Here is a 25060-nt window from a genome sequence, read left to right as displayed (position 1 = left end):
GGCGTCTCGCAGCCTTCCAGGTTCAGCGTATGCAAGAGATCGAAACTCTTGCAGATGTTGAGTTTCAGGTGTTTTCCCAGTTTGGTGAAGATGGGATCATCGAGTGGCTGGTCTCTAATCTGGATCTCCAGAATAAAACCTTTGTGGAGTTCGGGGTAGAAAACTATCTCGAGGCCAACACCCGTTTTCTCCTGCTCAACAGGAACTGGACTGGCTTGGTGCTTGATGGTGACGCCTGGAACATGAACGTCCTGCGCTCGTCTGCCACATACTGGCGCCACGACATCCAGGCCCAGGCCGCTTTCATCACGGCGGAGAACATCCAGCAACTGATCGAGCAGAATGGGTTTTACGGACCTTTGGGCATCCTGAGCATCGATCTCGATGGGAATGATTATTGGATCCTGAAGGCACTTGGTGGGTTGCGCCCGGACATCCTCATCCTCGAATGCAACCCGGTTTTCGGTGACCGACATGCCGTGACTGTCCCCTACGACCCGAAGTTTGAGCGCTTTGGCAGTCACCACTCGGGGCTGTTGTTTGGAGCGTCCATCGCGGCGTTACGCGAGTTGGCGGAGAGCCGTGGCTATGAGTTCTTAGGCACCTGCATGAACGGCCTGAACGCCTTTTTTGTTCGGGTGGACCATGCACCTAAGCTCGCTGGAAAGATCAGGCGGCGCGTCGCTTGGCCCGCCATCCACCGTGACTCGCGTGACCCTGCGGGGCGGTTGAGTTATGTACGCGGTAGGGACCGATTCGATCTCATTTCTGGTTGTATGGTCCACTGCTGCCGCTCTAATCGGAAGGTCCGACTCGGCGAGCTTGGTGACCCCTACAGCGCGGAGTGGCTGCGAGCCATGGCTCTGCCTAAGGATCGTTTAGCAGGCACTGCCTCGTAAGCAATGCATCAAAACACTGTCTTGATCCCGGTTTCGTTAGGAGAACTTGTCGACAAGATTGTCATCCTTGAAATCAAGGAGAAACGCATTGGTGAAGCATCCAAACTTGTCAATGTTCGCAATGAACTCCATCGTCTACGCGCCATTCGACCGGCTACCCTGATCGACAATCTCGCAATTGCGCCGTGGGAGAAGTTGTTGCGTGAGGCCAACAGCGAGTTGTGGGACCTTGAAGATCGCATCCGCGATAAGGAGCGTGCCGATGACTTTGGTCATGAGTTCGTCGAGATCGCTCGCCTCATCTACCGCACGAATGACAGACGCGCCCACGCCAAGAAGATGATCAATACGATCTGTAAATCCGAGCTTGTGGAGGAGAAGTCTTATCAGTCATATGATGTGTAGACATGGTCAATGCGTCATTTTTTCACCGTTCCTTGGGATGACTTTCGGTTGTTGTACTGCCGCTTTCCTGTCCGATGAATGTAGGGAGGATTCTATGCAGCATGGCTGATGTTTCGCCGCCTTGGAGCTTTCTCCCTTTTGCGATATTGGTGCTCGGCTCAGCTCCGTGTGGCACAGCACCATTCTGCGGGACCCTCCACGAAAAATGGCCAGGCGTTGCAGGTGTGGCCATTGCAAACCTTCCCAGGAGAAGCGTTTCAGTTCGGATGTTGATACAGGCCAGCAATCGCTGTTGCCGAGATGATGGATGATTGCGGTGCTGCTCATCAATGATGTGGACGCTGCTTTCAGCCCAGTGAACCAGGCTGAGGAGTTAGTAGTGTCTGTTCATGCCAACCTGTCAGCATAGGATTGAGCGGAACGATGAGCTTCCATTATCCTTTCCTCCATCCCAATCCCTTGATGCCCGTGCTTCCACAAGCATTGATCCTGTCTTTGAGAGTGGTCAGTGATCGGCTTCCTGCCGACTTGCCCCGCCTCCTCCATGGGGATGACGCATGAAGGCAGCACTGGTCCAGCTCGATGCCAATGGAGACTGCCTCTATGCAACGACCATCGCTCGGCAGATCAAGCAGGATCATCCCGGTTGCCACCTGACTTGGTGGATCTCCTCACGGTGTCGCGGCCTGCTGCTGGCCAATCCCCATGTGGACGAGGTCGTCACTGTTGACCTACCTGACTGGACCAATGCCAGCCGAGATCTCATCTGGGCATTGGCCAGCCGCGAGATCATGCGGCGGCAGGCTGGCTGCGAACCATACGATCGCATCTGGATCCCGCAGGTCTATCCAGACAATTTTCGCCACTTTGATGGAACTGTTCGCCCAAGCATGCTCCGAGGCTATGACCGTCCCATAAGCGTTCCGATTGATCCGGTTATTTGTTTAACCTCGGATGAGAAAGAGCGCGTTGATGCTTTCGCCATCGAACATCGTCTTCTCGATCGGGCGCGTGTTGTTCTTTTCGAATGTTCTTCCAATAGCATGCAGTCCCATGTGACGCCAGACTTTGCCAAGAAGGTGGCGAGGTTGAGTGCGGCACGGAAGATGGATGTGTTCTTTCTCCTCTCCACAATGCAACCGCTTGGCAGAGATCTCCCTCCCAATGCAGTATCGGCATCCACACTCACGATGAGGGAGAATCTTGCTCTCCTTGATTATTGCACTGATTTCATCGGTTGCGGCAGCGGGCTGACAGTTATTGCTACTTGCGACCAGGCAAAGAAGCTTCCCAATCTCCAGATCTTGGATAGCAAGCGCTCGGTACTGGGTTCTTTTTTCCACGACTTCTTATACTGGGGAAAGCCAACTAACTACTTCATCGAGATGCGCGACGCCACCCCGCGAGTCACGGTTGAGTGTCTGCAACGTTCCGAAGGTTCCGGCCTCCAGCACGCGATTGCTGAATTCCACCAACCAGTGCCTGTCACCTTCAGTTTTCTTCACTCTATAGGTAAATCCTTGATGGAACGTGGCATGTATCTTGATGCCGCCGAATCCCTGGCGCATGCGTTTCGGCGCTATCCCGACCGCATTGACTTGCGCGATCATGCACGCAGGAGAGTTCTCCCGCATTGCCCGCTGGACCGGTCGTTCCGCCTACCGAGTGGAAGCAGGCAGTGGGACTTCGTGCAGGAGTGCCTCTCGTGAACCAGGATCATCATGCTGAAGGACAGGAGCGAGCTGTTTCGCTGGCCCATGCAGCGCGTCCCCTTCCCCATGCATTGCTGAGTTGGGGGAGCGATGGCTTTGTGGAGGAGATCTGTATCGAGGAGTCCTATGGACTTCAAGCCTACCTTCAGATTCTTGAAGCAGACTGCGAGCATCTGACTCGTCTTATTGCGGTGCAGACCCTCCCTGATCTTGCTTTTCAAAGAGCCACTTGGGACATCCCACCAGTTGAGTTACTGCGGACCGGACTTGATTTCCCCCAGTTTGGGCCGATCAATTGGAGCGGTCGATACAAACGCCTGGCCCAACGCCCTGGGAGAGCGTTGGTGCTCACTGCGGATCTTTCGAAAAAGTTCAAGAGGCTCTTTCGAACCTTTTGGGATCGTCTCCCCCCCCTACCCGTGGACCACCAGATTGCCAAGGTCACCCTGTTGTTTGTAGGCAGGAGATCTTTCTCCGCTGCAGGAACTAAGCGGCAGTCGCCTTTTTCCGGTCAACCCGTTCGTGCCCATCCCAAGCAGGCACAGCCATGGCCTGGCATGCGCATCCCCATGATCTCTTCCAACGCCTTTGTTTCCTGGGCGCGCCGCACCGCCCTTGGTTTCGAGCGTTCAACCAAGCGATCGCACACTCCTGCAATGTGCCTGGACACGCCGATGGGGTTGGTGGAATCGTTCATTGGGATGGATGAGCGTTGTCAGGGCTCATCAGTTCATCCGTTGGCGGAACGCGCGACCCAGTTGGCTGTGCGGGGGGACGTGGAAGAGAGGCGCGAATGGCCCAGAATCTCTGTAGTTACCGTCAGCTTCAACCAAGCCCGCTTTCTTCGTGAATGTCTTGAGTCGGTCCTTGACCAGAACTACCCCAATCTTGATTTCGTGGTCATTGACGGTGGCTCCACAGATGGAAGCCGTGAGATTCTCGAGTCTTATCGCCACCGACTCTCCCATCTCGTGATCGAACCTGATCGGGGCCAATCCCACGCACTCAACAAAGGATTTAAGTTGGCTTCAGGGGATGTCATGACCTGGCTTTGTAGCGACGACCGGCTGGAACCAGGCTCGTTGGAGATGGTAGCTCGCATCCAATCGCAGACTTCTTGCGATCTGGTTGTTGGTGGCTGTCGAGTCATTGATGGCGCGGGCCGAACCAGGCAGATTCACCATTCCGGCTTCTACACGGGCGAGCTAAGCCCCCTCAGTTTTGGCGACCTGGCGAGCTTCACCGCGACCTGGCAGAGTGGGCTCTACTTCTATCAGCCTGAGGTCTTTTTTACGCGAGATCTATGGAGCCGCGCGGGTAGTCATGTTAAGGAGTACTTGCACTATGCTATGGACTACGAAATGTTTCTCCGTTTTGCCCTTTCCGGCGCATGCCTGTTTTCGGTCGATCAAGTGCTTGCTTCCTCCCGGCAACATGAGGATCAGAAGACCCGGCATGATCTTCCTCTGTATCTGCCCACGGTGAAGCATATTCTGAAGGACTTTCACCGGACACTTGCAGAATTGGAGCAAGCATGATCAGGTCCCTTGTCCTGGGTGTGGGAGGGCAGGATGGCAGCATCCTCGCCGAGAAGTTGGTTGCCGCAGGCCGCCAAGTGCTGGGCCTTGGCCGCAGGGCGGTTTTTCAGTTCAGGATTGCCAGCCCTACCTTTTCGTATCGAAGGCTTGACCTCACGGATCAAGATGAGCTGGACCGGTGTCTGGAGGAATTCGAGCCTGACGAGGTCTTCCATGTCGCGGCTGTCCATGGCTCGGCCGGCTTCATTTATGAGGAAGTGTGGGGAAGTGCCGTAGATGTCAACACCAAGTCTCTCCACCGTGTTCTGGAGTATGCCAGGCGGCGGCGGCCAGAGCTTCGGATTTTTTATGCCAGCTCTGCCAAGATCTTTGGCTCAGCATTGAAGGGTCGTGTCGATGTCTCGACGCCACACCTAGGCCAATGTCTTTATTCAATTACGAAGAAAGCTTCAGGCCAGCTTGCCTCCCATTACGACCGGATGTATGGCATCAAGACGACTGTGGCAATTCTCTTTAACCATGAATCAGAGCGGCGTCAGGCTTCATTCTTTATTCCCAAGATCTGTAGAGTTGTTAGGACCGCGTTGGTCGATTCCTCGTTTCGAGAGAAGGTGCAGACACTCTCTTTCCATTGTGACTGGAGCTCAGCTCATGATTTTATGCAGATGGCTATTCGTGCCGTGGAGATTGGCTGGGGAGGGGAGTTGAACTTTGCCAGCGGCGTGACATGGCATGGTCGTGACTTTGCCCGGGAACTCTTTGCAAGACATGGTCTTGATTATTCTTGTCATCTGGATGTTCCAACTGACGGGGATTCTTCTGCCTTTGATGTCGATGTCTCCGAGACAACCCTAGTGCTTGGCCTTGCACCCCGCGAAGATATTCTTTCTCTGTGTGATCGGTTGATTGCGAGTGGATCTCCCGAGGTTGCTTAGATTGTTACTTCATTTTGTCTGGTCTTCTACTCCAAGCCATTCTCCTGTAGAGCCGCGCCGAACTGTTGTGAATGTCAAGAGTTGCTGTCGCCCCACGTGTTTGCTTGTCCATGGACGAGTGAATCGAACTGTACGTTCGAGAACAATTCGAGTGGTTCATCGGGGATTTACAGCAGCTTCTGGCTGTTTGATTGAAGGCCCTATCGCTGTGTCCAGCGTGTCACCTCCTGCGCACTAATCTACGCGACCCAGTTGCAATAATACTCCAGGCCATCGATTCTTCTTATGCTTTACTTCAATTGCCTTTACAGAACTGATCCTATCGATTCAACATGCGAGGGGCAGGCAGTTGGGTTGCCTCTGCAGCAGCAAGACCCGATTGACCATTTCAATCATCTCTTCTGCCCAGGCAATCCAGATCCGATCGCCCGAATTGCAGGCCGTGATTGCTTGGCTGATTGACTCAGGTTTGGACGCGTTGGAAGATGAGTACCTGCGGCACTGTGTAGTTACGGTTGGTCCCAGTGCCGCGCCGCCAGGAATCGACTTCGGACCAGAACGCCTCCACGGTCCCGTCTTGACGTGTCAGGTTTTCGTCAACCCATTGGTCGAGCTCCTCGTCAGCGGGAAGGCTGCAGCCGCTGTAAAACAAAGCACCTTTATAGTGAAGGGGGATGACTCCAACCAGTAGGAAGCCAGATGTCTGGATGAGATCCACGTATGCTGATGCTGGGTAGGCCCACTCAAAGGAGCCGTAGCGAGTCGCGGTTGGGTGGCTGCTGAGTCCGTCAACAAGCTCGCGGGCGCTGTTGGCAAAGTATTCGGCCATCATCAGCCAATAGCCGCCCGGCTGCATGGTTCGTCGCGTCTCGATGGCAAGCTGGGGAATGTGTTGCCAATGGTGCACAGTGCCGGAGGAGATGATGGCACCGAATTGTCCACCCAGTTGTCCCCATTCCTCAAGACTGTTAATGATGCGGATCTGGTGATCATCCAGCGACCGCAGATAACCGGTTCCGGTGAACCATTCGTCGTTCGGGTCCATTGCCGTCATGTTCTTATATCCGATTCTGGACATGGCGTGCGCAGCGTGGCCACGGCCGCATCCGATGTCGGCTATTGGGGTCTGTCGCGAGACGCCAAGGCGCTGGAGAAGCCCGTCGACCGCCTCGGAGACACCCGTTGCGCGGTAGGCGGCAAAGGAGGCGGCTATGTTTTCTTCCAGGTAGTGGGTCTTGAGTAGCTGGGCGACCTCAGCGTCGGTTTCCGCTTCGACAAACGCCCTCTTCATGGCTGCCTCCCATTGGCCGGGATCCTCGTAACCATTCATCTGGAAGCGGTCCAGATCGTCCGGGAAGGAGCCGTAGGGAGCGCTGACACTGACTGGGGGACTTTCCACGGTGCCTGGGCGGAGGGCGGAGCCAGAAGTCGAGGTGTTTGGCATCCGAACAGTTTTTAACACGTCAACGGGATGGGAAGGTCCACTGCAGGACGACCTGCCTTGATTGCAGGAATGTGCCTTGTGCGGCCTGGTTCTAGGGACAGTTGATCAAGGAGAATGCAAACTTGCGGTTCGGGCATTCACGAAACTCCTGAATCAAGGCGACATGAAGCAAGATCTGGAGGCACCCTTGCGGTGGCGAGTTGATGGTGAGGATCCTCTCTTTCCGGTCCGTTTAAACGAAATTGGTTCTGTCAGGAGCTCAGTGCCCGCAGTCCTGGAACACGTTCCCCAAGAGGGCTTGGAAGCGAACACGAAACGTTACGATGGCAGCCCTGGCTAGACGGCGTGCCCCCCAAGGGTCCTTCGTATAGTCTCAAGAGAAGTGAGTTCAAGATCGCATGACGCTCGGTGGGTCCGTTGTGGGCGAGCAACCCGATGGCTCCCCTGTCAACGAGGCCGAAGGGGCAGTGGACAGTTTGGTACGCGACACCTTCTTCCCCGGTGGTAGCCGCGGAGTTCTGGTGGAGGTTGGTGCTGCCTCCCCAGATTATCTTTCCTTGGGTAACTCCTTCCGCAGCAGCGGGTGGCGTGTGATCAGCATTGAGCCGAACCCGATCTTTGCCGAGATGCATCGAGAACGTGGGCATGAGATCCATGAATTCGCCTGCGGCGACGCAGATCTTGATGACGTAGCTTTTACCCTTGCGCAGGCAAAGAATCTCGGCTCACGATATCGGGGTGGCGAGATCTCCTATGAGTCGTTTTCTTCGTTGGGGATCCGTGGGAAATTCAGGAAGTTGTTCGATACCATGGCAGATCGTTTCACCACCCAGGAGATCAAGGTTCGGCAACGGCGGCTCGACACAATTCTCGATTCAATTGATGGCCTGGCTGAGGTTGACATCCTCTGCATTGACACCGAGGGATGGGAGCTCGAATGCCTCAGGGGGTTTTCGTTTGATCGCTTTCAGCCCAAAGTCCTCATCATCGAGGAACTCTTCGGCAAAACGGAGATTGATGACTTGGTCGGTAGTCATGGTTATGTGCGCTGGCAGCGCTTGACGCCGAACAACGTTTACGTGTTAAACGATGTGGCGCTCATGTCCCCCCAGCGTGGCTTCGCTCCCGCGATGACCAGCTACACAGGCAATCTTGAGGATGTTCTCCTGCGTCGTTGTTTTGAGGGTGTGAGTGATGGGTTCTACGTGGACATCGGGGCTCACCATCCGACCAGTGCCTCCTTGACCCGGTGGTTTTACGAGCAGGGATGGTCAGGGATCAACATCGAGCCTGGTGAGGGCATCATTCAGTTCCGGGCCGAACGCGAGCGGGACACCAACCTCGAACTGGCCGTCTCCGATCGCGAAGGCGAGACAACCTTCTGGGTCCACTCTGGCAATACGGGTACATCATCCCTGCTCGATGATGTACCCGACCTTGTGGCCCAGCGGGCTGGAGAGATCAAACCGCTCCAGGTTCGCCTTTCGACCCTCCCGGCAATTCTTGATGAGCACGCCCCTGGTCGGCACATCCAGTTTCTCAAGATTGATGCCGAAGGAGCAGAGGACGCCATCATTGCAGCGGCCGACTGGGCCCGCCACCGTCCTGAGATTTTGGTCGTGGAGAGCAGTGAGCCATACACAAACATCCGTATGAAGACGCGTTGGCAAGTCGTGCTTGAGCAGAACCGTTATCAATTTGCATATTTTGATGGGATCAACGATTTCTGGGTTCGCCGGGAAAGTGCCCATCTTGCCAAGGTGTTCCTTGTGCCGATTAACGTGCTTGACGCTTACACACTTTATAATCCCGAGGTGGAATCTCTGCGCGCCCAGGCTGCCACGATGAGAGCGCATCTGGAGGTGTCGAAGGCCCAAGCTGATGCCGCCACTGCAGAGTTGGAATCCCTGCGTGGCCAGGTTGTCACCTTGAGAAAGGCATATGACACCACAAAGGCGTATCTCGACAGCGTCCTGGTTAAATTGACCAATCTGCCCAAAATCGTTGTTACCAAAGATCCTCAGCCATCCCCCAAGCAGGGTTCTTGGATCAGCCGTCTCTTCCGCCGATGACGGATGACCAGACGGTGGTCCCATTCCAGACCTCCCAGAACGCGAATGGACGTCTTCAGAAGGTGATCCTGTTCGCCACCATAGTTCCTTTAGATACCTCAAGTGGCGGCACAATTGTCTGCCGCGATCATCTGCGTAGCATCGTCGGTGCGCATGGTACTGAGACCCATGTCTTCGCACCACCCGGCATTACGCCGGGTGGTGCTGAAGACTTTGCCAGGTCAGTGGGGGCGGTTTTTCATCCGCTGGTTTTCCAACCACCCAGGGGGGGATTGCTCAGCATGCCGAACCCCCTTGCCCAATCCTTCAGTATGGAGCGGGACGCGGCTCTGTATTGGCGGGTGGACCTCTCTTTCCGTGATCTCTTGACGGAGATCCGGCCCGACGTCATCTTTCTGGATTATTTGTTTTCAGCGCTCTTCTTGCCGTCGGCCTTTCATTGTGGGGCTCGTGTTGTGATGATTACTCAGAATCGCGAGAAGGAGTTCTACAGCGACCAGAGGAAGCTTGGCCTGATGCCGGCGAAGGCCGTCGACAGCGCGTTGGCCGAGTGGCGCCTTGGGCGGTTCGAGAATGAGGTTTTGGCTTCGGCTGACCACATTGTGGTTTTGAGCTCGCATGACATTCCGAGCGACTCTCTTCAGGCGGCTCGCACGACGGTGATCGAACCGATGCTCGACGAGCATGCGCTGAAATGGCGCCACGAGGGCCTCTCGAATGTCTTTTTTGTTGGCAACGTCAACCACTACCCGAACTTTTCTGCAGTTCACTGGCTGTGCGAGTCGTTCGCTCCGGCCCTCGCTGCCTGTGCTCCGGAGGCGCGGATCACCATCATCGGTGCGGAGCCAGACGACGCACCTGAAACCTGGAAACAGCCTAATGTCGACCTTCTTGGGCGTTCCACTGCGGATGAGGTCCTGCGGCAGTTCACAGGATGTGGTCTGTTCATCGCCCCCATCGAAAACAGCTTCGGCTCCAAGATCAAAATCCTTGAGGCCCTTGCCTACGCCACGCCCTTGCTCGCCACGGCGGAGGCGTTGACCGGGGTCCCGGGGTCAAACGGAATCCCTCTCTTCACCCTGGATGATCCGCAAACTGCGGCGGAACTCGCAGCTGGTTTGTTGCGCTCGCCTGGGAAGCTCGGAGAGTTGTCCCGGCTTATGGATGACATTCGCAACGGCAACCTGGCCCGAAGCCTTGCCGCCTGGCCCGCCCTCATCGAGCAGGTTTGCTCACGGCCCGTGATGCCCCGCCGTTCGCCGTGGCGTTCGTTCCTCCGGCCACGCAGATCACCTGCTGGACGCCAGGAAGTGGACGTGGAGATCGGCACCAACAGCTCTGTCTGGATCCACTCAGCGGGACTGGGTCCAGTTGAGCAGTTCAGGGGACTCCCCCTTCGCTGGACGGCCGAATCAGCGGCATTGACCGTGGCGATTGATCCTGACAGGCCGCCACGGTGGCTGAGGGTGCGCACCTGGGGCATCACTCCAGCCCGAGGAACTCACCTGCGGGTGTTCGTGAACGAGAGCGAGGTGCTGAGTGGCAAAGTGCGCAGCCGACTCTTTGATCGCGTTGCAAGGCTCTCGCCGCTCAGGGGCCACCGAGAGTTGACTCTGCGCTTTGAGAGCCCGGGCTTCCAGATCCCAGGTGACGATCGGGTCCTAGGGGTGGCTCTGGAGTCTGTTCGTTTGGGCCGCAGCCTCGATATGTATCTGTTGGCGCCGTGGTTCTTGCCGGCATTTAAGGCGTCCAAGCGTCTGTTCAGCCGCACGCTCCCCTCCTGAGATCCAGCGCCCATTGACAAACTGTGGATTCTTCGCATGGTCAGTCATGGACCCCATCCAGAGCTCGCGAATTTCCTAGATCTTTCCGGAACCAAGAGACTTGCGCCAATGGTTCTGTGTTCGGTGCCCAGAATGTTGAGCAGGTATGTGACGTGGACCCCAGAAACTGAACCAGCCCTTATGAGAACTTCACTACCGGTCAGACTAGGCCAGGAGAAGCCCCATGAATCGCAAACGCCACAACCCCAAGTAGATCATTCGCAAGCTGCGCACTGCTGAACAGCTCCTCAATCAGGGCCAGACCGTCACTGACGTCTGCTGTGGCCTGGAGGTCTCCGCACCCACCTACCACCGTTGGCAGCAGCTGTACGGGGGGATGAAGGCGACAGAGGCTAAACGCCTTAAGGAACTCGAGCAGGAGAACACGAGGCTCTAGCCGAAGGCTTCTCCGAAGGAGTAGCGATTGCTTGCTGATGCCGAGCTGGACAAAGCCATGCTCTAGCCCGAAGGGCTTCTGCGAAGCAGTAGGAGCTTGCCGAGGGAAATTTCTAAGCCCGGAACGTCGCCGCAGAGCCGTCGTGGTTCTGCAGGATCGATTCCGGGTTTCCCAACGACGCGCGTGCCGCTTGGCGTGCCAAAATTGCAGTACTCAGCGGCGTCCCGTGCCACTGGCGGACATCGAGGAGCAGAAGCTGCGCCGGCGACTGGTCTACCGGCGGCTGCGGCTCGATGGCTGGAGCGTTAATCACAAGCGGGTGCAACGGATCTGGCGTGAGGAAGGGCTCCAGCGGCCCCTGCCACGCAAACACAAGCGCTCACGGCCGGCGAACGGCTCAAGGGAGCTGCTCAGAGCTGAATACCCCCAGCATGTGTGGGCAATCGACTTCCAGTTCGACCAAACAATGGATGGCAGCACGCTCAAGCTTCTGAACGTGGTGGATGAATTCAGCCGTGTCTGTCTGGCCATTCAAGTGGGCCGGCGCTGCAAGGCTGTGGATGTGATCGATACGATCGAGGAGCTGCTAAGGCAGTATCCAGCACCTACCCATCTGAGGATGGAAATGGCCCTGAGTTCATTGCCCATGCTCTACAGGAGTGGTGCACGGGAAGTGGGTCGGCAACGGCATACATCCCGCCGGGCTCACCCTGGGGGAACCCATTCGTGGAGTCATTCAACGGCAGGCTCAGGGATGAATTCCTGTAGACGAAGTCGGCCGGAGGCCATATATTGAGCTCTTCTCATCGTTACCTGAGGCAACGATGATGGCAGAGCAGCACCGAATCGAGTACAACGTCTACAGGCCGCATTCGGCTCTCCAGGGCCGTACGCCCCTGGAAGTCCTCCAGCAATGGAAAGCGGCCTTATCAACTCATCAGCTCTCATAGGGACTGGAGCATCAAAGGGGGTCACGTCATATGGTCAAGGGGAGTCTGTGTCTGGAGATGCTGAGATGATTTCCCCCATGCTTTCGCCTGTGATGGAGGCCGGCCGTGACAATGTAGAGGACTGTCTGGCCTTCCTTCGGAGGCATTGTCAGAAGTTCCGGAGCACGACTCTTCTTGGTCTTGTCCTTGTGGATTATTCGCCACACTAATGTGAAGAAAAACGTTATTGAAGGCATCGCGATTATCCGCTTGGCAATCAGTCAATGGCTGTGGAGTGATCCTTCTGGCTCGTTTTAGGCCAACGGACGTTTATCGACGAGGCGTCTTTGTCTATGGTCCCAAGGCCAGTGGATGCCACTGTTCTTGGTGAGGCCTAACTCAATCTGAGCCAGCATGCTGTGCCGCTGCTAGCTGAGGCGGTCAGATCATCTAGCTCGGTGATTTCGAACAGCTCTAATTGATTGGTTGCATACTCAGGGAACGGTCGCATGATTGTGCTTTGGGGATGATGTGCATTGCCCCACCCGCTGGCTGTCAGGCATGAATGCTTTCCTGCTCATGCGTGAGGGCGGCACAAGTGCCTACATTGGCTTGCTGCAAGCGTACTGCTTGATTCTCTGCGCTTGCTGCAGTACCAGCTTGCTGATTTGGCGATGGACAGGCTTTGGCGCGATAGTGCCAGAGGAAGCAGTGTCTATTTTGGGGAATCTCTGCCTATGAGCCAAGCTTTAGTCGGGTGATTTGTGGGTGGCTGCTCTGGTGCTTGGTTGTCTGACCCGTGAACGGGCAGGCTTTGGGGCCGGTGGTAGCCTTCTGTTGTATGTAGAAACAAATCATTCCATGGGTCTTTTCCATGATCGATTCTTAGCCAGACTTGTCGGGCCCATCATCACGGAGCGAGTGGGAGATGAGTGACTTCACCCCACCCCCCGATCTGTGGGCACCGCCGTCGCTCTCAGCAAGCTCGCTCTGGGAAGCGCTTAACCGCCCAGACCCTGTGCTGATTGAGACTCGACCCGGAGAAGCAACCGACCCAATGGATCAGGTTGTTCTTGTCAAGGATATTGAAGGTAACGATGGCGATGAGCTCTGGGCGCGCATGCGAGCCGATGCCAAAACAGTCTCGGAAATCGCCAAGATGTTCGACGTGTATAATTTATGGGGGCTGCCGAGCGAGCTGTTTGAGCGCTTTTACAACCTTGGCGTCGCGCAGGCTATCGCCGAACTGATGGGCCGCTTTGGAATTGGCCCTGCTGATTGCATCGCAGACGTTGGCTGTGGCTGGGGATGGCTGCCCTTTTCGCTTGATCGCCTTGGCTACAGGGATTTGGTCGCGATGGAGCCGAGTCAGGTGGTGAGAAACCTCCAGGAGGCGGCGGGAAATCGGATCGAAATTGTGACTGACTTGGATCTTTGGCGAAGTATTCGTCACCGGTTCGATGCAATCGTTTCCGTGGCCACTATTCACCACTGGGATCACATCCCCTGGATTGCTCTGGAAGCCCGCCGTACAATGAAGCCGGGAGCTTATTGGTTTGTCGTGATGGAATGGTTTGCCGACACCCCTGCTGAATTCATCCAAGCGATGGAGACGCATCCAACCCGTGTGCGTTATCATCAATATGAATGGGCTTATCCAGCATCTGCCTACGTTGACTTGATTCAATCGGTAGGCTTCAGCCTTTCGGCAGTTATTCCATTTTACTACCGGAACAACTCCCTCTTGACGGTCGCTTCGCAAGCTCCCACTCCCGAGGGAATCGACCAAGAGCAGCTCGACCGGTTGGTTGATGAACATTTAACCGGTCCGAATGGCACAGTGGAGATGTTTTGGGCCGAGTTGGACGCCAACCGACGTCGGCCGGCCGTCTATAAGCTGTTCACTCGTCCACAGGTGCTGATCTTCCAGAGAGTTGCAGTGTAGGCAGAATTACCAAATGGGGATTTCTCCAGAAGTTTCGTCTCCAGGGAAGAGAGCGCTGAAGGTACTCTGCTCACATTTTCTATCAGGAACAAGCCTCCAAGGATGTCATCGATCTTGGTCTGACGCCTCCATGATCTGTTCGGCATATGTATTTTGGGTTTGCTCCGTGGTTGTTTTGGTGGCTATGGCGTGCCCAGGGGTACTGCTATCTTTTCTGAAGGAAGGGGTGGCTTTGCCCATGGATCTGGTGAGTACGAGTAGTTGAGTCGCGCAGGGTTCTCCCTCAGTCCTGCATCGGTAGGACTGGTTGTGCAGCTGCAGCTGTTGGGCCTCGACAACAGCTTTTCTCTTTTCATTTGGCTTGACTCAGGATATGACCTTTGTGAGTTATTCTATCTTTATTTTGCATGGACGTCAGACTTGATGGTCATTGTTGTGGTCGCAAAAACTCCTTGGACCGGCCTGTTGCCAACCATGGGTTCAAGAATCATTATGTCAGGTTTATAGTGCATAACTTGGAACTGCTTTGCGTCGCCATTGCTGATGGCAACCGACAGACTGTAGCTGCCAGGCTGAAGGAAGGGCATCACAAACTCAAAGTTTGTAGAGGCTTTGTGATTCATCGCGACTTGTACCCTATCCTGTCCGGTGCTATTCTCTCCGAAGATGACTTGTCCAGTACGGTCTCGCACAACAAATCCGGCAATGAAGCTTTCGACGCAGCGAATGGATTGGGCTGATATTTGTAGCTGAACAATTTCTCCGCAATTTGGTGTATTGGTTCTTTGTCCATCCATGCCCACTAGTTCCACCCTTGTAATGTAGGCATGTTGATTGCCATAGTCGCGCTTGTTGTCCCAGTAGTTCTGTTCTGGCAGCGCATTCAGTTCGTTTGCAGTTGAGATAATTCTTGCTATCGAGTCTTCGTTCGTCACAGTATTGACTGCAGTTGCTTCTTGCAATGAGACCCTGCTCTCCGAATTGTCGACCAGTGCATCCACGTTCTTCTGAATCGCTTCTGCGCTCGCCATGCTTTGGATTTCGGAATTGGATGCTTCCAAGCAATACCTGGTATACGCAGTGAGAATCGGGGCAGTTTGCGTGTTCATCCTTACGCGACCAGATTCAATCCAGATAGCTTTTTCGCATAGACTTGACACTGCATTGAGATCGTGGCTTACGAACAGAAGAGTGCCGCCTTCGGTGAAGCGTCTGATAAACCGCATGCAGCGCTGGCTAAAGACGGCGTCTCCAACACTGAGCGCTTCGTCGACAATGAGAACGGATGGCTCAACATGGGCAATCACTGCAAAGGCAAGCCGCACGAGCATTCCGCTGGAGTATGTCTTGACTGGTTGATAGACAAAATCCCCAATATCTGCAAACGACTGGATGTCTTCAAGTCGCGCCTTGATCTGTTCCTGGTGAAGGCCCAGCAGAGAAGCATTGAGGTAGATATTTTCGATCCCGGTGAATTCCGGGTTAAAGCCGCTTCCCAGTTCAAGCAGCGCTGCAATTGTTCCGCTTGTTTCCACTTTGCCTTCTGTGGGCGAAAGCGTGCCGCAGATCATTTGCAGCAATGTACTCTTGCCGCTACCATTGCGGCCAATAATGGCTACAGTTTCTCCCTTCTCTATTTCCAGGCTGACATTCCTAAGTGCCCAGAACTCCCGGCAATAGTTTCGTCGCCCACGCCAAAGTGCTTGCTTTAGTCGGTCTGTAGGGCTTGCGTAGATCTGGTAGCGTTTTCCGAGATCTCTTGTGATGATTGATTTCCTGCTGCTTTTCCCAGTTGTTGAGGACTCCATTCAAATCACGTCTGCAAAAGCTGGCTTTGCCTTTTGGAAGGCCCGGAACGAGAGTTCGCAGGCGATCAGTCCAAGGCTGATTCCCAGAACCAGATAGGTTGGATTCGGTGCATTTCCAATAATTGTGACTTCTCTCGTTTGTTCAATGACTTGGGCTAGAGGATTGAGCTGGAGGACTGGCAGCCACCGTGGCGGCAGAGCAGACAATGGGAAGAAGATGGGACTCAGGAACATCAGCATACTTGTGAGCACTCCCACAAGTTGTCCTATGTCTCTCAGGAATACTCCGACGGCCGAAAGCAGCCAGGTGATGGCTAAGGTCCCCAGAAGCAACGGTGTCCATACCAGAGGTAGCCATAAGATACTGATGGGAATCCGACCATACGCTGCGATCTCAAAGATGATCAGTACCACAAGGCTTGTGATGGCGTGGAATCCAGCTGTTATAAGTGCAACTGGCGCTAGGATTTCCAATGGGAAAACCACCTTCTTTACATAGTTTGGATTGACGAGAATCAGTCCAGGGGCGCGATTGACACACTCAACAAATAGGTTGAAGACAATCAGACCTGCAAACAGGTTGACGGCGAATGCAAGCGGGCCAGTGTTCTCGCCGTTCCCCCACCGAGCCTTGAAAACTTGGGAGAAGACAAGCGTGTAGACAGCCAGCATCGCAAGAGGTTGAACGAAGCTCCAGCCAAGGCCTAGAACTGACCCCCTGTATCTTCCTTGGATTTCCCTCTGACTGAGCCGCCATAGCAACTCGCGTTGTCGTAAAACCGATTTTGGAAACCTAATATTCATGGTCATCAATCTAGTCCCCGCTGCTTCCCCTTACTCCTGTTCCTCATGGTTTTTGAGAGTTTGTGACTTGCCGACAATTGGTCCCATACAATCCACCTGTGCTGCCTTCTAAGAGAAGGCTCTGCAGCCGTAGACCTGTCCTTTCGAGTGGTTCGATCTGAACCATTGGGTACAGCTTCATCTGTGATTCAGCGTCTTGCAAAGCGATGTGGACCAGAGAATTGATGTGTACCCATGCTCGTCAGGCCAAGAACCTTGCCTCCCACGCATTGTCTCAAAGAGTACAGCCACTGCGGCCATAGAGTTCGCGTTGATGGCTCGGGATGGAATCCCGTCGGATCCACCTCAACAGGTTGGCCCCACTGTCGACCCATTGTGTCCTTCTCGTAGAGCATCTTTTAGCGCTTGCTTCATTCGGCGGTTCTGCAGGTCCCTTTTCCTATGAAGTGGTCGATCCAATCTCTGCAGCTGAGCCCCATGATGTTGGTTTGAACAGACGTTCGCTGAAGCTCACCCAGAGGATCAGCCCTGGTCACGGCGTGAGGTGCCCATCTCGTCTTTCAGTGCCTGGAGGGTTCTGGCTGACGGCTGGCAGAGCAGTATTCGCTCCACGCCTGAATGGCGGCTTCCAGCTGCTTGATGGCTCAATGCATGGCATCAAGTACTTTGATCATTAGCCGGTTTGTTAGAGCTCACTAGTCATCGACTTTGTTTGGTAGCTGGACTTTTTTGGATCCATGATTAAATTCTCGGCTGTTTTCAATTTCCTTGGTTTCAGCCAACTCGCTTCGTGCTTCCCAGACAAGCAGATTCTGGGTATCGGAAGGTGAAAAGCCCAGCTGCTGGTAAAAACCTGAGCCGTTCGTGGTCATCAGGTACACCCGCTCCACCCCGCTGATGGCCGGGCTGCTGAGCAGAGCTTCCATGATCCTCCTGCCGACACCCTGGCCCTGGTGGCCATTGGCCACCACCACATCCCAAAGCACGGCCCGGTAGACGCCGTCGCTTGTGGCCCGCCCGAAGCCGACCAGCTGCCGCCGCCGCCAGGCGCTGACTATTGCCTGGCTGCCTCCGAGCATCCTCCCGAGCTGGGACCGTTCCCGCCCTTGGGCCCAGAAGCTGTGCTGATCAAGGAGCCGCTTCAGTTGATTCAGCCTCAGCAGGCGCAGGGCCGGGGCCCCCGGCCCGTGTCGGACGATTCTTGTCGGACTCCTTTCGTTGTCTACCGGCGAAGCCTGTGAGTGCCTGTTCACCGTTGGAAGCTGGGCTGCAGAAGCTTGACCCGTAGCCGTGACTGGCTGTGAGCCGGACTCTGGGCCTGGCTGTTGAGCGATTGTGTCAATCGACCGTGACGGGTCCACCTGTCTGGCAGGTGCCAGCCGGTCCTTGAGGTTCCTAGCCATGGGCGCTGGCCTGATTCAGGTCGAAACATTCCCCACCAATCACCCTACCTCCAGGCCTTCCATCTGGCGAAACCCCTTGCCCTGCCTAGGCTCTAGAGGGTCGATGACCTGTGGGCGGTGATAGGCTGAACCAACCGGGCGGCTGCTTTCGATGCTCAAATTCCTGTTGGGCGATCCCAATGCCCGCAAGCTGAAGCGCTACCAGCCACTGGTTTCAGACATCAATCTGCTGGAGGAGGAGATCGCTGCCTTCAGTGACGATCAGCTACGCGGCAAGACTACCGAGTTCAAGGAGCAGCTCCAGAAGGCTGAAACTCCGGCCAGGCAGCGGCAGTTGCTTGATGCGCTGTTGCCTGAGGCCTTCGCGGTGGTTCGGGAGGCCGGCAAGCGGGTGTTGGGCATGCGCCACTTCGATGTGCAGCTGATCGGTGGCATGGTGCTGCATGAAGGCCAGATCGCCGAGATGAAGACTGGCGAGGGCAAAACGCTCGTGGCCACCCTGCCGGCCTATCTGAACGCCCTGACCGGCGCCGGGGTCCACGTCGTCACCGTGAACGACTATCTGGCCCGTCGGGACGCCGAGTGGATGGGCCAGGTGCATCGCTTCCTCGGCCTCTCGGTGGGGCTCATCCAGCAGGACATGCCCCCGTTCGAGCGGCGTCGCAACTACGGCTGCGACATCACCTACGCCACCAACAGTGAGCTCGGGTTCGACTACCTGCGCGACAACATGGCCAATGACATCGAAGAGGTGGTGCAGCGCAACTTCAACTATTGCGTCATTGATGAGGTGGATTCCATCCTTGTGGATGAAGCCAGAACTCCCCTGATTATTTCTGGCCAGATTGAGCGGCCCCAGGAAAAGTATCGCCGGGCAGCCGAGATTGCTGAGTTACTGCAGCGCGCTGAAGGCACTGCCAAGGATGGAATTGATCCAGAAGGGGATTATGAAGTGGATGAAAAGCAGCGCAATGTAACCCTTACGGATGAAGGCTATGCCAAGGCTGAAACGTTGTTGGGTGTTGGAGACCTGTTTGATCCAGCAGACCCCTGGGCGCATTACATCACCAATGCGCTCAAAGCCAAGTCCCTGTTCATCAAGGATGTAAATTATATAGTGCGCGGCGAGGACGCCGTCATTGTCGATGAATTCACCGGCCGGGTGATGCCGGGGCGCCGCTGGAGTGACGGCCAGCATCAGGCGATCGAGGCCAAGGAGAACCTGCCGATCCAGCCTGAAACCCAGACCCTCGCCAGCATCACGTACCAGAATTTCTTCCTGCTTTATCCGCGCCTGGCCGGCATGACCGGCACCGCTAAAACCGAAGAAGTGGAGTTCGAGAAAACCTACAAGCTCGAAGTCACGGTGGTGCCCACCAACCGACAGCGCTCGCGCACCGATCTGGTTGATCAGGTTTACAAGAACGAGGTGGCCAAATGGAGAGCTGTCGCCGCAGAAACCGCCGAGATCCACCGGGCTGGACGGCCCGTGCTGGTCGGTACCACCAGTGTCGAAAAATCGGAGTTGCTCAGCGACCTGCTGGCAGAGCAGGGGGTTCCCCACAACCTGCTGAACGCCAAGCCGGAGAATGTCGAGCGCGAGGCAGAGATCGTTGCCCAGGCAGGCCGGGCCGGTGCCGTCACGATCGCCACCAACATGGCCGGCCGCGGTACCGACATCATCCTTGGTGGCAACAGTGACTACATGGCACGCCTCAAGTTGCGGGAGGTGCTGCTTCCTCGCCTCGTGCGTCCGGAGGAGGGCCATCGCCCGCCGGTTCCCCTGCCGCGCGAGGCATCCAGTGGTGGTGGCTTCGGCAACACTGCTGAGGCCCTGCCCCACGCCCCCAGCGAGGCCCGTGCCATTGGGGCGCTCTACCCCTGCTCCCTCACTGACGCCACAGAGCAGTCCCTGGTCGAGCTGGCCAGGGAGCTGGTCAAGGCCTGGGGCGACCGGGCCCTCTCGGTGCTCGAGCTTGAGGATCGAATCGCCCAGGCGGCGGAGAAGGCCCCCACCGATGACGTCCAGATCCAGAACCTGCGCCAGATGATCAGCCGGGTGCGTGGTGAGTACGACGCGGTGGTGAAGGAGGAGGAGGAGCGGGTGCGTCAGGCAGGTGGTCTGCACGTCGTCGGCACCGAGCGGCATGAATCGCGACGGGTGGATAACCAGTTGCGCGGCCGTTCCGGTCGTCAGGGAGATCCAGGCAGCACCCGTTTCTTTCTCTCCCTGGAAGACAATCTGCTGCGCATCTTCGGTGGAGAGCGGGTGGCTGGCCTGATGAATGCCTTCCGGGTAGAGGAGGACATGCCGATTGAGTCCGGCATGCTCACACGTTCCCTGGAAGGGGCTCAGAAAAAGGTGGAAACGTATTACTACGACATCCGCAAACAGGTTTTTGAGTACGACGAAGTGATGAACAATCAGCGTCGTGCTGTTTATGCCGAGCGTCGGCGTGTACTTGAGGGCAGGGAACTCAAGTTGCAGGTGATCGGCTACGGTGAGCGCACCATGGACGATATCGTTGAGGCCTATGTCAATCCTGATCTTCCTGCGGAGGAATGGGATCTGGGACAACTGGTTGCCAAGGTGCAGGAGTTTGTTTATCTGCTGGCAGATCTGACCCCAGAGCAGTTGCAGGGTCTGTCGATGGAGGAACTCAAGGCCTTCCTGCGTGAGCAGCTGCGCAATGCCTACGACCTGAAGGAGAGTCAGGTTGAGCAATCCCGTCCAAACCTGATGCGCGAGGCTGAACGCTTCTTCATTCTGCAGCAGATCGACACACTTTGGCGTGAGCATCTCCAGGCCATGGATGCGCTGCGCGAATCGGTGGGGCTGCGTGGCTATGGCCAGAAAGATCCGCTGATCGAATACAAAAACGAGGGCTATGACATGTTCCTTGACATGATGACCTCGATGCGGCGCAACGTGATCTATTCCATGTTCATGTTCCAACCTCGTATGGAAAGCGCCGAGGCGATTGCCACGGGCTGAAGCAGGCCCGGCGGCTTCAGCCGTTGATGCTGGAGCGATCCCCCAGAAACTCCAGAATTTCCCGATCCTTGAGATTCTGGGCCTTGGCTCCGCAGCCTTCCAGCAGGGGCCGTCCGGCTGCCACATCCCGCAGGCAATGCTGCAGCTGACTCAGGTCGTTTTCCAGCACATCAATCCGCTCCATGAGGTTGCGGATCACCCGGGCTTCGGCGTCCGGAAGGGCTGAATGGGCCAGGGGGTCGATGCGCACCCCTGACTGATGCACCACCCTGCCGGGAATGCCCACCACCGTGCTGTCGGGTTGCACGTCGCGCAGCAGCACCGAACCGGCTCCGATCCGGGTGTTGGAGCCCACGGTGATCGCGCCGAGCACGTTGGCACCGGCCCCCACCACCACGTTCTCCCCCAGGGTGGGATGGCGCTTGCCGTGCACCTTGCCTGTTCCCCCCAGGGTCACTCCCTGGTACAGCAGACAGCGGTTGCCGATTTCGGCGGTCTCGCCGATCACCACCCCCATGCCGTGGTCGATGAAGACCCCGGAGCCGATCCGGGCGCCTGGATGGATCTCCACCCCCGTCAGGGAGCGGCCCAGCTGTGACAACAGCCGGGGCAGAAGCGGGATCCGGCACCGCCACAACCGATGACTGAAGCGATGCAGCACCAGGGCATGAAAGCCGGGGTAGCAGAGCAGGATCTCAAGCGTGCTGCGGGCGGCGGGGTCGCGCTCCTTGATGATCCGCAGGTCTGCCGCCACGGTGCTCAGGAGGTGCCGGAACGAGGAACCCAAGGCGAACGGATACAGGGGAACGGGGAAGACGCTGGTGCCGCCACACCCACGAACCCTGGGCCCGTGGGACTCAGCCTGCCTGGAGGGTCTGAGGATCGATCAAACCGTCTGGCGGTTCGGTCAGGCCAATCTCCTTGCGCAGCAGGTTGATCGTGGAAGCCCCGAGATAGCTCTGGGCGCAGTGGACCTGGGGCATTCGCATCAGCTGAGCCCGATTCTGGCGCAGGGTCTGCTCCACCAGCGGCAGGCTGGGCCGGTCGCAGAGCACGTGGCTGGCGGCGCGCAGCAGGGCCAGCAGGCGGCTGCCGACATCGGGGTTGGCCGTCATCACCAGCAATTCGTTGCCGCGCATGCTGTGCAGGATCACTTCGGCGGCGCGCAGGATGCCGGGGCTGATGCTGACCAGACCGACACAGCTGCCGGTGCGCAGTTCCTTCAGCAGGTCGAGTTCCTGGCGGAAGTCGTTGAGGTCCACCGCCACGGCCCGGATGCCGTAGCGCTGGGCAAGCTCTTCGACCGGCTGGAGGAAATAGCGACTGGTGACCACGGTTCCGTTGCTGGAGCTCTCCAGCACCGCTTCGAGTTCCTCCAGGGGCACCACCTCAACAGGAACCTCCAGCACCGGCGCCAGTTCCTCGGCGATCAGCAGAGAGGCGCCGATGTCTTCGCGGGGGGTGGAGACCAGCACCCGGGCGCCGCAGCGCAGTCGCCAGTCGATCTCCCGGGTGAGCAGCTCCCTGGCCTGCTGAAGGGTGCAGCCGGCGTTGAGCAGGCCGTCCACACACTGACGCACCTCACGGTCGATGTCGGGGCGTAGGCGGTTGCGGAGGCCGGGCGGCACCTTGATTTCGCGTGGCTTCTGCTGGTCGCGCACATAAATGCCCGAACCGGCCATGGCTTCCACCACGCCGTCATTCTCGAGCTGGCGGTAGACCTTGCTGATCGTGTTGCGGTGCAGGCCGGTCTGCATGGCCAGCTGCCGGGTGCTGGGCAACCGGTGACCGGGCGGGTAGTGTCGCGCCGCGATCGCAAAACAGATCTGGTTGTACAGCTGGGTCGACGCCGGGATGTCGCTTTCCTGCTGAATGTGGAATCGCACGCCCGTTGGAACCTGCAGCTTTGCTGCCACCCTACGGAGCATCGGCCCCGGTGACAATTCCCCCTGTGGCATAGGAGGCTGTGCCGGTTGCCGACCAGCCGCTCCTCGGACCTCAGCTTTCGGCCTGGGCGACCGCCGCGTCGGCACCACTCACCTGACGCACTGGTGAGGGGATCGTGCGCACGGCCTTCGAGGCCAGGGCGGCGGCGTCTTTCTCTTTGGTGAGGGGTGTTTTGCGCGGGGTCAGGAACATGATCATGTTGCGGCCTTCCCGCTTGGGGTCCTGCTGAATCTCGGCACTCTCCTCGAGATCCTTGGCCATCCGTAACAGCAGCAGCTCGGCCAGGGCCGTGTGCTGAATCTCACGTCCCCGGAAGATCACCGTGCATTTGACCTTGTCACCGTCCTTGAGGAAGCGGACGGCCTGGCCGATGCGGACCTGATAGTCGTGGGAGTCGATCTTGTAGCGCATCTTCACCTCCTTCACTTCGGTCTGGTGAGACTTCTTCTTGGCCTCCTTGGCTTTCTTCTCCTGCTCGAACTTGAATTTGCCGTAATCCATGATCCGGCAGACCGGCGGATCAGCCTTCTCGCTCACCAGCACCAGATCCAGCTCCCGATCCTTGGCCACCTCCAGGGCCTCTTCCCTGGTGATCACCCCGAGCTGGCTGCCGTCGGCATCGACCACCCGGAGCTGGGGGTAGCTGATGCGATCGTTGATGTTCGGGAGCTCCCGAACGGGGGCACGACGGTCGAAACGGGGACGAGGTGGCATTCAGAAGAGCGAGGGGGCGAAGCGTGAGGCCGCAGCGATGGCCGCAGTGGGGATGGCCATGAACGACATCCATGACCCTGTTCAAGCATGGCCCGGCACAAGCGTTGGCTTGGTCAGGGCATTGCCATCACAATCGGGCGCGTTCAGGGGGCAACACGCAGGTTTTCACTCTAGGACGCGCTGGACCGACTCCAGGGCTTCCCGCAGTGGATCAGCTCCCGTCAGCCAGAGGGCCTGATGCTGGCGACGAAACCAGGTGCGCTGCCGCTTGGCGAACTGACGGGTGCGCAGGTCGGTGAGCCGGATGGCCTCGGCCTCGTCGAGTTCACCCGCCAGGTGGCGCTTGGCTTCTCCGTAGCCGATCGTGTTCAGCAGGGGCAAGGTTGCGCCATAGCGTCGGATCAGCAAGGCCGTTTCCGCCACCAGCCCGGAGCTGTAGAGCTGGCGAGTGCGTCGGGCGATGCGATCGGGCAGATCGGGTGGGTCAAGTCCCAGCTCCAGCACCTGCCAGGGCGGAGGCTCGGTGGCTTGCAGGCTGGAGGCTGGCCTTCCGGTGGCATAGAGCACCTCCAGGGCCCGCTGGGTTCTCACCGCGTCTGCGGCGGCGATGCGGGCGGCTGTGACCGGGTCGGCCTGGGCAAGCAACTGGCGGCAGGTGCTCTGGCCCAGGGCAGTGAGCTGGGCACGCAGGGCCGGTTGCGGCGGCACGGCTGGCGGCAGAAGCCCACGGATCATCGCCTTCAGGTAGAGGCCGCTTCCTCCCACCAGGAAGGCCATGCCCCGGCGTTGTCGTTCGGCGGCGATGCGGTCTGCGGCGGCAAGCCGGAAGGCATGGAGGTTGATCGGCCGATCCGGTGGGGACAGATCCAGCAGCTCGTGTCGCACCCGGGCCCGCTGCAGGGGGGTGGGCTTGGCGGTGCCGATGTCCATGCCGAGGTAGAGCTGGCGGGAATCCACCGACAGAATCGCCAGGTCGAGGGCCTCGGCGATCCGGATCGCCAGCTCCGTTTTGCCGCTGGCGGTGGGGCCGAGCAGCACGATCACAGGCAGGGTTGACAGGGCCATGGAATGGGCCGGCCGCTGGGCCGATCAGGCTTGGTCTGAATTGGGGTTGATGCATCCCAGGCCTCAACAGCCTCTCAGAGGCCCCTGGAAGCCACCCTGAGTGCTCGGTGGTAAGCTGGAAGCCCTCGTCAGGCCTGGAGCAGTTCTTGAGCCTGTCCCTGAGCTTTCAATGAGCCCTCTGGCAAGCCTTGTCTGTTGAGCCCGGTGCCGAGCTGATACCAGTGT

General features: G+C 57.4%; 19 protein-coding genes and 1 pseudogene. 12 read left to right on the top strand and 8 right to left on the bottom strand.

The annotated features are described in order from the left end of the window. The first annotated feature begins 29 nt into the window (after positions 1–29). From ACXMDY_RS11745 to ACXMDY_RS11725, 5 genes are all read left to right on the top strand, one after another. The gene (locus ACXMDY_RS11745; protein WP_259702558.1) at positions 30–899 is read left to right on the top strand and encodes a hypothetical protein; all 870 of its coding nucleotides are present in this window, start codon (positions 30–32) and stop codon (positions 897–899) included. Positions 900–920: 21 nt separating this feature from the next. Then, complete coding sequence (locus ACXMDY_RS11740) at positions 921–1304, top strand: DUF6165 family protein (protein WP_259702557.1); 384 nt, start codon at positions 921–923, stop codon at positions 1302–1304. A 557-nt stretch (positions 1305–1861) separates the two neighbouring features. Beyond that, positions 1862–3013 carry a glycosyltransferase family 9 protein gene (locus ACXMDY_RS11735; protein ID WP_259702556.1) on the top strand — a complete coding sequence of 384 codons (1152 nt, stop codon included), beginning with the start codon at positions 1862–1864 and terminating at the stop codon, positions 3011–3013. Continuing rightward, on the top strand, positions 3010–4554 hold the full coding sequence (locus ACXMDY_RS11730) for a glycosyltransferase family 2 protein (RefSeq protein WP_259702555.1): 1545 nt from the start codon (positions 3010–3012) through the stop codon (positions 4552–4554). The genes ACXMDY_RS11735 and ACXMDY_RS11730 overlap by 4 nt, the downstream gene beginning before the upstream one ends. Then, positions 4551–5489, top strand: coding sequence for a GDP-mannose 4,6-dehydratase (locus tag ACXMDY_RS11725; protein WP_259702554.1), 939 nt, complete (start codon positions 4551–4553; stop codon positions 5487–5489). The genes ACXMDY_RS11730 and ACXMDY_RS11725 overlap by 4 nt, the downstream gene beginning before the upstream one ends. 463 nt (positions 5490–5952) lie before the next feature. Here the strand turns inward: ACXMDY_RS11725 and ACXMDY_RS11720 are convergent, their stop codons facing one another. Next, positions 5953–6888: a class I SAM-dependent methyltransferase gene (locus tag ACXMDY_RS11720; RefSeq protein WP_259702553.1), complete on the bottom strand. Its 936-nt coding sequence runs from the start codon at positions 6886–6888 to the stop codon at positions 5953–5955. Positions 6889–7331: 443 nt separating this feature from the next. Between ACXMDY_RS11720 and ACXMDY_RS11715 the strand changes: the two genes are divergently transcribed. The 6 genes from ACXMDY_RS11715 (at position 7332) to ACXMDY_RS11690 (ending at position 14099) form a co-directional block, all read left to right on the top strand. Next, positions 7332–9005, top strand: a complete 1674-nt coding sequence (locus tag ACXMDY_RS11715) for an FkbM family methyltransferase (protein WP_457767628.1) — start codon at positions 7332–7334, stop codon at positions 9003–9005. Next, a complete protein-coding gene (locus tag ACXMDY_RS11710) occupies positions 9002–10789 on the top strand; it encodes a glycosyltransferase (RefSeq protein ID WP_259702551.1) in 1788 nt (595 codons plus the stop codon). The genes ACXMDY_RS11715 and ACXMDY_RS11710 overlap by 4 nt, the downstream gene beginning before the upstream one ends. Positions 10790–11042: 253 nt before the next feature. Further along, positions 11043–11225: a transposase gene (locus ACXMDY_RS11705; protein ID WP_399244298.1), complete on the top strand. Its 183-nt coding sequence runs from the start codon at positions 11043–11045 to the stop codon at positions 11223–11225. A 507-nt stretch (positions 11226–11732) separates the two neighbouring features. Beyond that, positions 11733–11993 (top strand): integrase core domain-containing protein, encoded by a 261-nt coding sequence (locus ACXMDY_RS11700; protein WP_399244295.1) that lies wholly within the window; start codon positions 11733–11735, stop codon positions 11991–11993. Then, complete coding sequence (locus ACXMDY_RS11695; protein ID WP_399244293.1) at positions 11984–12175, top strand: integrase core domain-containing protein; 192 nt, start codon at positions 11984–11986, stop codon at positions 12173–12175. Before ACXMDY_RS11700 ends, ACXMDY_RS11695 begins: the two co-directional genes overlap by 10 nt. A gap of 907 nt (positions 12176–13082) precedes the next feature. Further along, positions 13083–14099, top strand: coding sequence for a class I SAM-dependent methyltransferase (locus tag ACXMDY_RS11690; RefSeq protein WP_259702550.1), 1017 nt, complete (start codon positions 13083–13085; stop codon positions 14097–14099). Positions 14100–14497: 398 nt separating this feature from the next. Here the strand turns inward: ACXMDY_RS11690 and ACXMDY_RS11685 are convergent, their stop codons facing one another. The 3 genes and pseudogenes from ACXMDY_RS11685 to ACXMDY_RS11675 all read right to left on the bottom strand — a co-directional run. Then, positions 14498–15907: an ABC transporter ATP-binding protein gene (locus tag ACXMDY_RS11685; RefSeq protein ID WP_259702549.1), complete on the bottom strand. Its 1410-nt coding sequence runs from the start codon at positions 15905–15907 to the stop codon at positions 14498–14500. Then, positions 15908–16711, bottom strand: a complete 804-nt coding sequence (locus tag ACXMDY_RS11680; protein ID WP_259702662.1) for an ABC transporter permease — start codon at positions 16709–16711, stop codon at positions 15908–15910. Positions 16712–17511: 800 nt separating this feature from the next. Continuing rightward, positions 17512–17964 (bottom strand): annotated as a pseudogene (locus tag ACXMDY_RS11675) (GNAT family N-acetyltransferase); the annotation flags it as partial. Positions 17965–18265: 301 nt separating this feature from the next. Between ACXMDY_RS11675 and secA the strand changes: the two are divergent. Further along, on the top strand, positions 18266–21109 hold the full coding sequence (gene secA / locus ACXMDY_RS11670) for a preprotein translocase subunit SecA (RefSeq protein ID WP_259702548.1): 2844 nt from the start codon (positions 18266–18268) through the stop codon (positions 21107–21109). A gap of 16 nt (positions 21110–21125) precedes the next feature. On the opposite strand, the gene cysE is transcribed toward secA, so the two are convergent. From cysE to miaA, 4 genes are all read right to left on the bottom strand, one after another. Continuing rightward, the gene (gene cysE / locus ACXMDY_RS11665; protein WP_259702547.1) at positions 21126–21896 is read right to left on the bottom strand and encodes a serine O-acetyltransferase; all 771 of its coding nucleotides are present in this window, start codon (positions 21894–21896) and stop codon (positions 21126–21128) included. A 70-nt stretch (positions 21897–21966) separates the two neighbouring features. Next, positions 21967–22995, bottom strand: coding sequence for a GntR family transcriptional regulator (locus ACXMDY_RS11660; protein ID WP_259702546.1), 1029 nt, complete (start codon positions 22993–22995; stop codon positions 21967–21969). A 112-nt stretch (positions 22996–23107) separates the two neighbouring features. Further along, complete coding sequence (gene infC, locus ACXMDY_RS11655) at positions 23108–23770, bottom strand: translation initiation factor IF-3 (protein WP_457767627.1); 663 nt, start codon at positions 23768–23770, stop codon at positions 23108–23110. A 165-nt stretch (positions 23771–23935) separates the two neighbouring features. Beyond that, positions 23936–24835, bottom strand: a complete 900-nt coding sequence (gene miaA / locus ACXMDY_RS11650) for a tRNA (adenosine(37)-N6)-dimethylallyltransferase MiaA (protein ID WP_259702544.1) — start codon at positions 24833–24835, stop codon at positions 23936–23938. Between the last annotated feature and the right edge of the window lie 225 nt (positions 24836–25060).

This window comes from Cyanobium sp. ULC082 (genome assembly GCF_977927535.1).
The sequence above is the reverse complement of the archived record's forward strand: the minus strand, read 5'-3'. Positions and strand labels throughout refer to the sequence as shown.

Coding starts and splice junctions, on each gene's coding strand:
- ACXMDY_RS11745 (WP_259702558.1), top strand. CDS start 30: ATGCAAGAGATCGAAACTCTTGCAGATGTTGAGTTTCAGGTGTTTTCC.
- ACXMDY_RS11735 (WP_259702556.1), top strand. CDS start 1,862: ATGAAGGCAGCACTGGTCCAGCTCGATGCCAATGGAGACTGCCTCTAT.
- ACXMDY_RS11725 (WP_259702554.1), top strand. CDS start 4,551: ATGATCAGGTCCCTTGTCCTGGGTGTGGGAGGGCAGGATGGCAGCATC.
- ACXMDY_RS11715 (WP_457767628.1), top strand. CDS start 7,332: ATGACGCTCGGTGGGTCCGTTGTGGGCGAGCAACCCGATGGCTCCCCT.
- ACXMDY_RS11710 (WP_259702551.1), top strand. CDS start 9,002: ATGACGGATGACCAGACGGTGGTCCCATTCCAGACCTCCCAGAACGCG.
- ACXMDY_RS11690 (WP_259702550.1), top strand. CDS start 13,083: ATGAGTGACTTCACCCCACCCCCCGATCTGTGGGCACCGCCGTCGCTC.
- ACXMDY_RS11685 (WP_259702549.1), bottom strand. CDS start 15,907: ATGGAGTCCTCAACAACTGGGAAAAGCAGCAGGAAATCAATCATCACA.
- ACXMDY_RS11680 (WP_259702662.1), bottom strand. CDS start 16,711: ATGAATATTAGGTTTCCAAAATCGGTTTTACGACAACGCGAGTTGCTA.
- secA (WP_259702548.1), top strand. CDS start 18,266: ATGCTCAAATTCCTGTTGGGCGATCCCAATGCCCGCAAGCTGAAGCGC.
- infC (WP_457767627.1), bottom strand. CDS start 23,770: ATGCCACCTCGTCCCCGTTTCGACCGTCGTGCCCCCGTTCGGGAGCTC.
- miaA (WP_259702544.1), bottom strand. CDS start 24,835: ATGGCCCTGTCAACCCTGCCTGTGATCGTGCTGCTCGGCCCCACCGCC.